The sequence below is a fragment of the Oscillospiraceae bacterium genome (assembly GCA_015068525.1).
GTDB lineage: Bacteria > Bacillota > Clostridia > UMGS1840 > HGM11507 > SIG450.
Genome location: SVKJ01000008.1, coordinates 42,214 through 55,427, shown reverse-complemented (window position 1 = coordinate 55,427; position 13,214 = coordinate 42,214). Strand labels below are relative to the sequence as shown.

Annotated in this window: 12 protein-coding genes; 3 read left to right on the top strand and 9 right to left on the bottom strand. The window is 33.5% G+C overall.

Translation table 11 applies throughout. The features are described from left to right. Positions 1-48: 48 nt before the first annotated feature. Genes E7419_04230 through mraZ form a run of 3 tightly spaced genes read right to left on the bottom strand, consistent with a single transcriptional unit; the run spans position 49 to position 1,887 of the window. Positions 49-525: a hypothetical protein gene (locus tag E7419_04230; GenBank protein ID MBE7014399.1), complete on the bottom strand. Its 477-nt coding sequence runs from the start codon at positions 523-525 to the stop codon at positions 49-51. After that, positions 515-1,465 carry a 16S rRNA (cytosine(1402)-N(4))-methyltransferase RsmH gene (rsmH, locus tag E7419_04225; GenBank protein MBE7014398.1) on the bottom strand — a complete coding sequence of 317 codons (951 nt, stop codon included), beginning with the start codon at positions 1,463-1,465 and terminating at the stop codon, positions 515-517. The genes E7419_04230 and rsmH overlap by 11 nt, the downstream gene beginning before the upstream one ends. Further along, positions 1,462-1,887 carry a division/cell wall cluster transcriptional repressor MraZ gene (mraZ, locus tag E7419_04220; protein MBE7014397.1) on the bottom strand — a complete coding sequence of 142 codons (426 nt, stop codon included), beginning with the start codon at positions 1,885-1,887 and terminating at the stop codon, positions 1,462-1,464. Before mraZ ends, rsmH begins: the two co-directional genes overlap by 4 nt. A 316-nt stretch (positions 1,888-2,203) precedes the next feature. On the opposite strand from mraZ, the gene E7419_04215 reads away from it, so the two are divergent. Continuing rightward, a complete protein-coding gene (locus E7419_04215) occupies positions 2,204-3,553 on the top strand; it encodes an NADP-specific glutamate dehydrogenase (GenBank protein MBE7014396.1) in 1,350 nt (449 codons plus the stop codon). 377 nt (positions 3,554-3,930) lie between these two features. On the opposite strand, the gene E7419_04210 is transcribed toward E7419_04215, so the two are convergent. Further along, on the bottom strand, positions 3,931-4,470 hold the full coding sequence (locus E7419_04210; GenBank protein ID MBE7014395.1) for a rubrerythrin family protein: 540 nt from the start codon (positions 4,468-4,470) through the stop codon (positions 3,931-3,933). Between the two features lie 161 nt (positions 4,471-4,631). After that, positions 4,632-4,898: a 30S ribosomal protein S20 gene (gene rpsT, locus E7419_04205; GenBank protein ID MBE7014394.1), complete on the bottom strand. Its 267-nt coding sequence runs from the start codon at positions 4,896-4,898 to the stop codon at positions 4,632-4,634. 698 nt (positions 4,899-5,596) lie between these two features. Here rpsT and E7419_04200 point away from each other — a divergent pair. Together E7419_04200 and E7419_04195 are read left to right on the top strand one after the other, a co-directional pair. Continuing rightward, positions 5,597-6,469 carry a GPR endopeptidase gene (locus tag E7419_04200; protein MBE7014393.1) on the top strand — a complete coding sequence of 291 codons (873 nt, stop codon included), beginning with the start codon at positions 5,597-5,599 and terminating at the stop codon, positions 6,467-6,469. Positions 6,470-6,525: 56 nt separating this feature from the next. Further along, positions 6,526-7,080, top strand: a complete 555-nt coding sequence (locus E7419_04195; GenBank protein ID MBE7014392.1) for a manganese efflux pump — start codon at positions 6,526-6,528, stop codon at positions 7,078-7,080. 117 nt (positions 7,081-7,197) lie between these two features. Here E7419_04195 and E7419_04190 read toward each other — a convergent pair whose 3' ends face one another. From E7419_04190 to E7419_04175, 4 genes are all read right to left on the bottom strand, one after another. Beyond that, a complete protein-coding gene (locus tag E7419_04190; GenBank protein MBE7014391.1) occupies positions 7,198-8,970 on the bottom strand; it encodes a phosphoenolpyruvate carboxykinase (GTP) in 1,773 nt (590 codons plus the stop codon). A gap of 599 nt (positions 8,971-9,569) precedes the next feature. Continuing rightward, on the bottom strand, positions 9,570-10,382 hold the full coding sequence (locus tag E7419_04185; protein MBE7014390.1) for a ParB/RepB/Spo0J family partition protein: 813 nt from the start codon (positions 10,380-10,382) through the stop codon (positions 9,570-9,572). A 133-nt stretch (positions 10,383-10,515) separates the two neighbouring features. Beyond that, entirely contained in the window at positions 10,516-11,223 is a 708-nt protein-coding gene (rsmG, locus tag E7419_04180) for a 16S rRNA (guanine(527)-N(7))-methyltransferase RsmG (protein MBE7014389.1), read from the bottom strand. Positions 11,224-11,239: 16 nt separating this feature from the next. Then, the gene (locus E7419_04175) at positions 11,240-13,075 is read right to left on the bottom strand and encodes a toll/interleukin-1 receptor domain-containing protein (GenBank protein ID MBE7014388.1); all 1,836 of its coding nucleotides are present in this window, start codon (positions 13,073-13,075) and stop codon (positions 11,240-11,242) included. Positions 13,076-13,214: the final 139 nt, after the last annotated feature.

Sequence of the window (13,214 nt, the reverse complement as noted above, 5' to 3'; positions counted from 1 at the left end):
TAGAATTAGGGGAATGATTTCATTCCCCTACAATTTATATGTTCTAAGTTAGTTAGAATATGCAAAATATCCATTTAAAGATTTAATCAAAGATGCAAAAATATTACCATCTTTCCTTTTGCCTGTTTCCCCCGCCATAACTTCGCCATAATCTTTAGGCTCTGTTGTTATGTAGACAATCTGACTTTTTTTCGGTTGATTCATATTCAGTTTCGCAATTGCAATCTCTTCAACTTTTCTTAAATCTATCTGGGAATTTATATCAACTTCCATCTTCTTATTTATATTAAGAATTTCATTATATTCACTTTTAATAGCAGTAAGTTCTGCTCTCTGCTCGGTTATAGTTGCTGTTTTAATAAGCAGTGATGCAACTATTGAAATCATATATACTATACAAATAAACATAAAAAGCGTTGAGTTCTTATTCTTTTTGGTATTTTCTTTCTTTGCTTCTTTAACCAAAGTGTCTACTTCACTATATTCTTCTACTTTGTAAGCAAGACTTGTCCTGTTATACCTCATAATCCTCCACCTTTTCTATTATTCTAAGTTTAGCACTTGTCGAACGTAAATTTTCTAAAACCTCGTTTTCATCTGCAGTAAGAGGTTTTTTTGTAATCAGTTTCCCTTTTGGTGTGTTCCCACACACACATACAGGGAAATCTTTCGGGCATATACACCCTTTTATGTAATCATTAAAAACATTTTTGACCGTTCTGTCTTCAAGAGAGTGAAAAGTTATCACACATAACCTTCCTCCTACTTTAAGTGAATAAAAGAAATCTTCTACCGAGTTTTTTAAAAGTGCAAGTTCCTGATTTACTTCTATTCTTATTGCCTGGAAAGTCCTTTTCGCTTTATGCGGACCTTTTAACGCAATTTTTGCAGGCATTGAACTGTTTATTATATCCACAAGTTCAAACGTTGTTTCAATCGGTTTTTGTTCTCTTCTTTTAACAATATTCTTTGCGATATTGTAAGCAAATTTTTCTTCCCCGTAGTCCCTTATTATTCTTAACAGTTCCGAAAACTCATAGTTATTTACAATATCTTTTGCAGTAAGGCTGTCCTCCTGATTCATTCTCATATCAAGAGGAGAATCAAAACGATAGGAAAACCCTCTGTCTTTATTATCAAGTTGGTAAGAAGATACTCCTAAATCAGCAAGAATGCCGTCAACTTTTTCTATTTTTAAATCTTTTAATATATTCTTTATTTCGCTGTAATTCGAATGAACTAAAATAACTTTGCATTTTAAATCGCTAAGCCTTTCACCCGCGGCTTTCAAGGCATCTTTATCCCTGTCAATCCCGATTAAAGTTCCTTTTTTTGAAAGTTTCTCTCCTATTAAAAGACTGTGACCTCCGCCACCTAAAGTAGCATCAACATATATTCCGTCCTTTTTTATATTAAGACCTTCTATACACTCTGAGGGCATAATGGGTTTATGGTAAAACATCATATTCCTAAAGTCTCCATCTGAGCGGTAATTTCGTCAACATTCATATTATCAAGACTGTTCATCTTGTCAAATTCTTCAGCGTCCCATATTTCAAGACGATTGCTTACCCCTGCGATAACTACATCCTTTTTTAAAGATGCATATTCTTTCAAATGACCTGCAAGTAAAACTCTTCCCTGTTTATCACAAGAAACCTTTTCAGTATTGTTGAAAAAGAATCTCTGGATATTACCTGCTGAACTCATAGGCAGTGAACGAAGTTGGTCTTCAAGTTTTTTCCATTCGTTTTCCGGATACACAAAAAGACAGTTAGAAAGCCCGCGGGTAACATAAAAATACTCGCCAAGTTCCTCTCTGTATTTAGTTGGAAATATTATTCTTCCCTTAGGGTCTATAGCATGTCTGTTTTGTCCGTAAAACAAATTTTCACCCCTCTTTCAAAACCACTTTCCACCACTTTAATGCATTTTCGAACCACTTATATTAAAAATATATCATTTTTCTTATAAAAAATCAATACTTTTTTTACAAAAATATTAAAAATTTTTTTCAATATTTTTTCAACAAAAAAATACAAATGTTTTTGAAATTTTAAAATACAAATATTTCATTTAACATTCCTAAAAAGACAGTTTGTGATAAAACCTGTCCTGTTATGAATTTTTTTAACAAAATTATTGCAATCAGCAGTAAAATATAGTATAATTACAGCATATAGTTTATATGGAGGAGATAAAAATGAATTTAAAAAACGAGTATCTTTTGGGAATTTATAATTCAGTTGCCAAGAAAGACAGTACTGAACCAGAATTTTTACAGGCTGTTGGTGAAGTATTAGAATCTTTAGAACCAATTGTTAACAAAAATCCTGAAATGGAAAAAACAGGGGTTATCGACAGAATGGTTGAGCCTGAAAGAACAATTATATTTAGAGTTCCGTGGGTTGACGACAACGGTAACGTTCAGGTTAACAGAGGTTACAGAGTTCAGTTCAACTCTGCAATAGGTCCATACAAAGGCGGTATCAGATTCCATCCGTCAGTTAACTTAAGCGTTATCAAGTTCTTAGGTTTTGAACAGACATTTAAAAACTCACTTACAGGTTTACCTATGGGTGGAGGAAAAGGTGGCTCCGATTTTGATCCTAAAGGAAAATCTGATAACGAAATTATGAGATTCTGCCAGAGTTTTATGACTGAACTTTCAAAACATATCGGAGCAGATACTGATGTTCCTGCAGGAGATATCGGTGTTGGAGCAAGAGAAATCGGCTTTATGTTCGGTCAATACAAAAGACTTCAGAACGAATTTACAGGAGTTCTTACAGGTAAAGGTTTGACTTATGGCGGTTCACTTGCAAGAAAAGAAGCAACAGGTTATGGTCTTTGCTACTTTACTGATGAAATGTTAAAGAAAAACGGTAAATCATTTGAAGGAAAAACCGTTGTTATTTCAGGTTCAGGTAATGTTGCAATTTATGCTTGTGAAAAAGCATACGAACTTGGAGCAAAAGTTGTTGCAATGTCTGACTCTAACGGTTACATATATGATAAAGACGGAATCGATTTAGAACTTGTTAAGAAAATCAAAGAAGTTGAAAGAAAGAGAATTTCAGAATATGTAAATTACAAAAAAGACGCAGTTTACACCGAAGGCTGCAAAGGAATATGGACTGTAAAATGTGATATCGCTCTTCCTTGTGCAACTCAGAATGAACTTGACAAAGATGGTGCAGAAGCACTTGTTAAAAATGGATGTTTTGCAGTAGCAGAAGGTGCAAATATGCCATCAACTCCTGAAGCAGTTCACACATTCTTATCAAACGGAATTTTATTTGGTCCTGCAAAAGCAGCAAATGCAGGCGGTGTTGCTACATCAGGTTTGGAAATGAGCCAGAACTCTCAAAGACTTTCATGGTCATTTGAAGAAGTTGACGCAAAACTTAAAGGTATTATGAAAAATATATTTGCAAACACTTATAACGCATCGGTAGAATGCGGATGCGAAGGCAACCTTGTTGTAGGTGCTAACGTTGCAGGTTTCTTAAAAGTATATGACGCTATGAAATGGCAAGGCGTGGCATACTAAAAGTTTTATTTGCCTTCAGCAAGTTATATTGCCCTTGCGGGCAGTTCTATTGCCCTTGCGGGCAGTTATATTGTTCTTGCGAACAGTTATATTGCTTGCGCAGTTGTATTGTTCTTACGAACAGTTCTATTGCTGACGCAGTTTGTAAAACTAAATACACATATAAAAACTGCTTACATTTTTGGTGTAAGCAGTTTTTAAATATTATTCTTTTATACCTGTTAAAAAACGCAAAAGGCCGAATGGCATCTTTTGCGTCATTAACATTTGCCAATGTCAAATATATCACGTGCTTTAGCACATATCACATTTACAAAATAAATATATAACTTTTGCTTTGCAAAAATATCACGTTTGCCCCCATTGGGCAAACATTATTAGTAGTTTTCCAAGTGAAGTTCGAAATAAGCCTTAGGATGATCACATGTAGGACAAACTTCAGGTGCTTTTGTTCCTACTACGATATGACCACAGTTTCTGCATTCCCATACTTTAACTTCACTCTTTTCAAAAACTTCTGCCATTTCAACATTTGAAAGTAATTTTCTGTATCTTTCTTCGTGATGTTTTTCAATAGCGGCAACAAGACGGAATTTTCTTGCAAGTTCAGGAAATCCTTCTTCATCAGCAGTTTTAGCAAAACCATCGTACATATCTGTCCATTCATAGTTTTCGCCATCAGCAGCATCTTTTAAATTAGAAGCAGTATCCCCTATGCCATGAAGTTCTTTAAACCACATTTTAGCATGTTCTTTTTCATTATCAGCAGTTTTTAAAAACAAAGCCGCAATCTGCTCAAATCCCTCTTTTTTTGCTTTAGATGCAAAATAAGTATATTTATTTCTTGCCTGAGATTCTCCTGCAAAAGCAGCTTCTAAATTTTTTTCGGTTTGAGTACCGGCATATTTGTTTGACATAATTAATTCCTCCGTTTTTTATAATTTATATTCCTTATTATTTTATCACATAATGGCAATATATGTCAATAATACCAATGTATATTTTTAAAACAAAATATTTCTATAACGCAAAAAAGGCGTATATAATATACACGCCTCAGAAATCATATTTTAAAAAACTAAACAGACATCTTATTTAACTTACATGCTAATTGAGATTTTTTTCTGCTTGCAGTATTTTTCTTTAAAATACCTTTTGCAACTGCCTGGTCAATTCTTTTAACTGCTGCATTTAATGCTTCAGTTGCCTTTGCTTTGTCATCTCCATTAACTGCAACTTCAAATTTCTTGATAATTGTTTTTAAATTTGATTTAAGCATCTGATTTCTAAGTGTTTTAGTTTTGATAACTTTAACTCTTTTTTTAGCAGATTTAATGTTTGGCAAATTACTCACCTCCGACTTTTCGATAAACTTGCAGATACTATTATAATATTAAACACCCTCAATTGTCAAGAGATTTTTCATTTTTTTTCATATTTTTTATTAAAAACTGCAAAAATATCATTAAAGAATATTTAACATAAGCAGATGCGTTAATATCCGAACCCGCCAAAACCTTTAAAATCCGGCTTTTTTGTCGTTGTCGCTTCCGATATACCTCGTATTATCGAAATCTTCCGTCTAAAAAAATCTCGAATTTAAAAGGTTTATGGTTCCTTGAATTTATTGTCTGGATTTTTTTGTTAATGCGAGGCAAAAACGGAACGAATATTAACATATTTGCGAGTATTTTAACGATGCAGTAGCGAAAAAATCCGACAAGAAACGAGTTTGGATACTAACGCATCTGCTTAGGCACTCGGAAGTCGAACACCTTATGGTTTAAAATTAGAAATTTCGCTTAATACTGCAGAAATTCCTACGAATATACGAAAGTATTATCCTTGAAATTTCTTTGTCTAAAACAAAATTTCTTGATTTTAAACTCTTAGACCTTAAATGCAGGGAAATTTCTAAGATTTTTAATGCGAAGGACGATGTCAGGCTGACGCCTTACGAGGACGCCAAGTTAAAAAGGTTAAAATTTAACAAGTTTAAGGCATAAGGGGTTCAACTCCCGAGTGCCTAAGGAGGAAAAAAGTATGAATATAAGAACCGACCTCGCACTCGAAGCAAGAGAAATGTATGTCGGGAAAAATAAAGAGATACCCGGAATAAGTGTTAAAGAAAATAAAAAAGGGGACATTTTAATTACTGAGGTTGAAATTTCAGATGAAATAACAGCAAAGAAAATAAATAAACCAGTAGGAAGATATACCACAATTGAAAGTGAATATTTTAAAATGCTCTCTCCCGAATTCTTAAATAAGTCAAGTTACATTTTAAAAGACGAACTTATAAAAATGAAAAAAGAAACAGATTTTAATAATGTTCTCATAGTCGGACTCGGAAATGCAGGTATTACATCAGACTCTTTGGGTCCGAAAGTTATATCAAAAATTATGGTAACAAGACATATAAAAGAATATATGCCAAAACATTTAGATGATGATATTATCCCTGTCAGTGCATTATCTCCAGGCGTACTTGGAATAACAGGGATAGAAACAAATGATATTATATCGGCAATTGCCAAAAAATTAAAGCCTGATTTAATAATTGTAATAGATGCACTCGCATCATCTTCCCCAAAAAGAATTTCTACAACAATTCAAATAACAGATACAGGCATAAATCCCGGTTCGGGAGTTTCAAACAACCGTAAAGAAATCAGTCAAAAAAGCCTTAACACTCCTGTTATTGCAATAGGTGTTCCTACTGTTGTTGACCTTTTTTCTATTGCTAAATTTATTTATCCCAAGATAGAAAAAACCGAAATAGGCAAAGATTTTTTTGTTACACCAAAAGAAATCGACAAACTAATTGAAAATATGTCAAAAATAATTGCCAACGGCATAAATTTAAGCCTTCATAAAAACATAGATTTAGAATATATAGAGGCTTTTATAAATTGACTTTTAGTCTGTGGTGTTGTATAATATTTCTATATTAAAAAAAGGATTGATATATCTTGACATTTATAGAATTTTTCATAATTGGAATAGGACTCTCAATGGATGCCTTTGCAGTTTCTGTTTGCAAAGGCTTATCCATTAAAAAATTGTCACTTAAAGCACCTCTCATTGTAGGGCTATACTTTGGACTTTTTCAGGCTTTGATGCCACTTGCAGGCTACTTTTTAGGGATAAACTTCAAAGACTACATAGTGTCCTTTGACCACTGGATATCATTTGTGCTATTATTTGCAATCGGTATGAATATGATAAAAGAATCGTCTGACTCCTCATGCGAAACCGATAATTCTCTGAAATTTAAAACTATGGTAACCTTAGCAATTGCTACAAGTATTGATGCTCTTGCAGTCGGTGTTACATTTGCATTCTTATCGGTAGATATTGTATCTGCTGTCACAATTATCGGAGTTACAACTTTCATACTTTCTATGCTTGGAGTAAAAATCGGGAATATATTCGGCACAAAATATAAACAAAAAGCAGAATTTGCAGGCGGAGTTATTCTTATTTTAATGGGTACGAAAATACTAATTGAACATTTGTTTTTTTAACGCATAATATCAAACCACCAAAATGGGGACTGTCCTCTTTTTGGTGGTTTTCGTTATACAAAAATGCTCAAAAGGAAAAATCCTTTTGAGCATTTTTTATAATCATACAATTAAATACTATTTTAAGTTGTTTTCAAGTGTTGCTAACTGGTCTGCCATTTCTTTTGGTAGGTCGTTACCGAACTGAGCAAAGTATTCTTTGATGTTTTCAACATCTTCAAGCCATACTTCATTATCAATTGAAAGCAATGCTTCGATTTCTTCAGTTGTCATATCAAGACCATTAACGTCGATATCTTTAACGTCAGGAACGTAACCGATAGCACATTCTTTAGCGCCAACTTTTCCGTCGCATCTGTCTAAAATCCAGTTAAGAACTCTCATATTATCGCCAAATCCAGGCCACATAAAGTTATTGTTTTCGTCTTTTCTGAACCAGTTAACATGGAAGATTTTAGGTGCTTTGTCGCCTAATTTTTTACCCATATCTAACCAGTGCTGCCAATAAGTTGCCATATTGTATCCAACGAATGGTTTCATAGCCATTGGGTCACGTCTTACAACACCAACTGCACCTGTTGCAGCAGCAGTTGTTTCAGAAGCCATTGTAGCACCAACAAATGTACCATGTTCCCAATCTCTTGACTGGTATACAAGTGGAGCACACTTAGCACGTCTTCCGCCAAATACGATTGCTGATACAGGAACGCCCATTGGATTTTCAAATTCAGAAGAAATGCAAGGGCAGTTAACTGCTGGAGCAGTAAATCTTGAGTTAGGATGTGCAAGGTTGTTTCCTGCTTCAATAAATTCAGGACCGTTAACTTTAGCACCTTTCCATTCTGTAGCATCTACAGGAGGATTTTTATCTAAACCTTCCCACCAAACTGTATTGTCTTCATTGTTTATAGCAACATTTGTAAAGATTGTATTTTTCTTTGTTGCTTCTAAAGCGTTAAAGTTTGTTTTAACACTTGTACCAGGAGCAACACCGAAGAAACCTGCTTCAGGGTTTATAGCGTATAATCTTCCGTCAGGACCAATTCTTAACCATGCGATATCGTCCCCAACTGTCCATACTTTGTAACCTTTTTCTTTTAAGTATTCAGGTGGAATTAACATAGCAAGGTTTGTTTTACCACATGCAGATGGGAATGCTGCACAGATATATTTAACTTCGCCCTGAGGATTTTCAAGTCCTAAGATAAGCATATGTTCAGCCATCCAGCCTTCCTGCATACCAAGGTATGAAGCAATACGTAGAGCAAAACATTTTTTACCAAGTAAAACATTTCCGCCGTAAGCAGAGTTAACTGACATAATTGTTTTGTCCTGTGGGAACTGAACGATATATCTTTCTTCAGGATCAACATCTTTTTTAGCATGTAAACATTTAACGAAATCAGGATTTTCCCCTAAAGATTCCATAACAGGTGTTCCAACTCTTGTCATAATAGCCATATTAAGTACAACGTAGATACTGTCAGTAAGTTCTATACCTATTTTAGAGAATGGTGAACCAACAGGACCCATTGAATAAGGAATAACATACATAGTTCTTCCAGCCATTGAGTTGTCATAAAGTTTGTTTAATTTTGCATACATTTCTTTTGGATCCATCCAGTTATTGATAGGACCTGCTTCTTCTTTTGTAGGTGTGCAGATAAATGTTCTCGCTTCAACACGCGCAACGTCATTTTCTGCTGTTCTGTGATAGTAACAACCAGGTAATTTTTCCTGATTTAATTTAATCATTTCTCCTGTAGCACATGCTTCTTCTCTTAAAGCTTCAAGCTGTGCTTCTTCTCCTGTAATCCAAACAACTTTATCAGGATTACAAAGAGTTTTCATTTCTTCTAACCAGTTTAATACTGCTTGATTTTTTGTCATTGTAGTATCTCCTCTCATTTTTTTGTAGTTTGAGATTTAAAAAAAATCTCCCCTACTATAATATATCACAATAATTATACACTATTTTTTTCCAAAAATAAAGTCTTTTTTAAAAATTTTAATATAAATTATTTTTTCTCATATTTTTGATAATTTATGCAAAAAACCCGAACTTTTATTAAGTCCGGGCTTTTTGCAAAATAGATTTTTTCCTGTAAATAAAAATGGACATTACCGTAAATGTTTTCACACAAACGGTCAAGGGGATTATGCCATCTTCTTAAGATACTAACTATCGGAGAGTTATCCAACAGTTCAAGGGGATGCATCTTTTACAGGATAATGGAGAATGGGGGTTTTATAGGGAATAGGAAAAAATGTTTGAAATGGATAAACTTAGCCAAAGTCTTGCTTTGGGTTAGCCGTCGGAGAGCTATCCGAAGGCGTACTAAGTTAGTTCATAGCAAAAAGAATTTAATTTTAAAGATTTTTTATTACAACACAATATTATATACTATTCATAATGTGATGTTTTCATCGGAACGACACATAGGTCGTTCCCTACTTTTTGCGATTCATACTTTTTTACATTCCCTGATTTATCTATTAGGTAGATTTTTGTCTACTCTAATAACATATTCAATAAAGTCTTCGGTTTCTTTTTTATTTGATTTAACCATAAGACCCGACTGTTTAATTAAATCAACAGTCTGATTTATCGTACTTGAGAAAATTCTTAAATCTTTAAAAAGGCTTATACATCGCAGTTTAGTGTTATTTTTCTTTCCTTCTTTTCTTACCTCTCCAAGCAAAGTTAAAACTAAACTTTCAGTTTGGGCAACATTAAGATTTTTCGATATAATCTCGTTTATTGCTTTTTCTCTCAGTTCCCTGTCCTCAAGTTTTAATATTGAGCGGGCATGCCTTTCGGTAAGATTATTTTCATATACCATAGTTCTTAGGTCGGGTTCCAATTTTAAAAGTCTTAATTTATTTGCAACAGTCGACTGTGTTTTTCCAAGTTTTTTTGCAAGTTCCTCCTGAGTAAGATGACATTCTTCAATAAGTTTTCTGTAACTTTGTGCTTCTTCAAAATAACTTAAATCATGTCTTTGAATATTCTCTATAATGGATAAAACCATTGACTCTTCGTGCGAGAATTTTTTAACAATTACAGGAACAGTTGTAAGTCCAATAAGTTTTGCGGCTCTTAATCGTCTTTCTCCTGCTATAAGTTCGTATAAATCTTTTTCTATCTGTTTAACAGTAAGTGGTTGCAATATTCCATGTTCCTTAATCGACTGGGACAACTCATAAAGTTTGGATTCGTCAAATTCTTTTCTCGGCTGATATTTGTTAGGTACAATCCTGTCAGGATTTATGAATATAAGACGAGGCTTGTCCGTAACTATTTCAGGTAAAATATTTAACATAAAAAAATAACACCGCCTTTTTTAATTGGTACAGTGTTATTATATCCATTTTTTTCCAATTTGTAAAGAAAAATCGTTCGTCAAATTCTTTCAAAAAGTGCCATACCCTTGTCTACAACGGAGATTTCGTAGGTTTCCCTGCTTGTCTTGGATACTTTTTAGGGGTTGGTGAAACTTTTTTAAAGACATATATTTTTCTTTGGTTATCCGTTCCCGGAAGAGTAAATTCCAAAGTATCAAAAAGTTTTACATTAAGAATTTCCATTGCTTTTTTTGAACTTTCAAGTTCTGCCTCTCCGTCTTTTCCTTTTAATGCAATAAAGAATCCTCCCACTTTTACAAAAGGTGTGCAATATTCCATTAACACATTTAAAGGCGCAACAGCACGTGCAACACAAATATCGTATTTTTCCCTGAATTCTTCGTTATGCCCTGCATCTTCCGCACGGGAATGAACTGTCAGAATTTCAGACAAATCAAGTTCATCTGTTAAAATATTTAAAAAGTTTATTCTTTTGTTTAAAGAATCAAGCAAGGTGAATTTTAAAGACGGCATATAAATTTTTAAGGGAACTGACGGAAAGCCTGCTCCGCATCCGACATCAATTACTTTCATACCATCTTTAAAACATCCTGTATGGACAGGAAGAACACTGTCAAGATAATGTTTTAAATTAATCTGGGAAGGCTCTAAAATAGATGTAAGATTAACTTTTTTATTATAATCTATTAACAAATCGGTATATTTATTAAATTGTTCTTCCTGTAAGTCGTTCAACTCAAGTTCCATTTGAGAAAATATTTCTTTTAAATGAGTCATTTTATAATCCTTTTCTTTATATTTTATTATATGCTTCTACAATCTGGTCGCATATTGCTTTTACATCTTCTTCTTTTGATGAGAACAAGTCTGTTTTCTGGTACTGTTTTAACATATATGCCCAGTCGGAATACATTTTAAACAAGTCAAACTGTTCTATCTGAACAGGAACTATAGGTTTTTTATACTCTTTAGCCGTGCCGATTTCCGAAACAACATCCGAAGATTTTACTGACATAGGCGATATAAAGAGCAAGAACATTTTACAACTTCTTATAGCAAGAGGAAGAACTGCATTATAGTTATCGCCTGCCTTAATACCTGTTTCCGAAAGCCAGCATTTTATTCCTCTTTTTTCAAGTTCTTTTACAACAAGTGCAACTCTGTTGTTAGGAAGTCCCATATCTGCACTTGCCTTGGAAATGAATACATAGTCACCCTGCATATCGGTCGCACCTTTGATTTTAACACCTGCACCAACTATATCTGAAATTATCTTCTTTACTTTTATAACAAGTTTTTCATAATACGGTGCGAATTTCGAACTTAAAATTTTAAGTTGAACATAACTTCTTACTTTAGGAACAAAAATAAGAAGAATAATAAATACAAATATTGCTAATTTTATAAGTCTGATAATTAACCCGAGTACAGTACCCAAAATCCCCAAAACTATCGAAAGAACTTTTTTAACGCCTGTTTCTTCCGATTGCGCAGTTGAACTAAACGGTTTAGTTAAAAGTCCTGTTCCTGAACTTTCTTCCTTAGAAACTGCATCTTCCTGTGGTGCATTAATATTAAAAATTTTCTTGTCAACATCATTTTTATAAACAGTATTCTCTGAGCATACCCCTGCACCTTTTTGGTTTCTATAGTATACAGTGACTGAATTTGCATTTATTACAGGTATATATAAATCATCTTCAAGAGGGTTAATGGTTGTTCCGTCTAAAGTAAACAAAGCATAAGAAGCATTATAGTTGGAATCATATTTCATTGAGAAGTTATTATAACTTAAAGAAACTCCCTTAACCTTTGATTTAGCCTTATATGTTTCATAACCCTCAGTATTTAACAAACATCCGCTTATAAAAAGGTCTAAATCTACGTCTTTACGGGTTCCGTCAACATTCGCTCTTCTTGTTTTATAGCCTTTAGCAAAAATGGCAATGTTGTTCCCTGCACTTCCCTTTTCGATTTTAACAACACTTTCCTGTTCATTAAAAATTGCTTCACATAGAGAGTAACCATTCTGCAAAAGCATAAATTCGTGGAAATCTTTATCGTCTACACATTCATAGTTTGAATATTTACGATAAGAAGGAACATTAAGCATATAGCTACCGTTATAAAACATAGAAAATAAAATATCAGGGTTGGACGCCATATAATTTTCTAAATAAACATAATTAAACTCACTTCTTATCTGTGCTACATTTTCGCCAGGCATAAGAATAAGTCTTTTTTTAGATACACTGGTATCGTTTTTTAAATCGTTAAGTGCCTTTTCATATATGTTTTCTGCCTTAAACTCATTACTTGATTTAGAATAAAGATTATAATATTTATCAGAAAACGCACCCGATGGCTCAACTAAAATTGGTTCCTGCTGACCTGCAACAGGATAAATCCAAATTTTTGTATTTTCAGAAACAGCAGATGCCATCAAAACATTCTGAAACATTGTTTCAACATACTCATGCCCCGAATTATCAAAAACAATATTTATCCTTTCAGTATATGTAACCTCATTTTTATTTACCCCTTCATAAGTCGGATAAACAAAACCGTAAGCGGTTAAATTAGCCGATGCCAAAATTAAGATAAGTGCAATGCAAACAACTCTTTTCATAAGTAATCCCCCTAGCCGTCGGAAAGTTATCCGAACGCGTTTTTAAATTGTAAATTTTTGATATAATATCGTTAAAAGTCTTGGAAATATCGTATATTCCCTGCACCTTTTGCCTCATTCTATCGAAAAATTTCCTAAT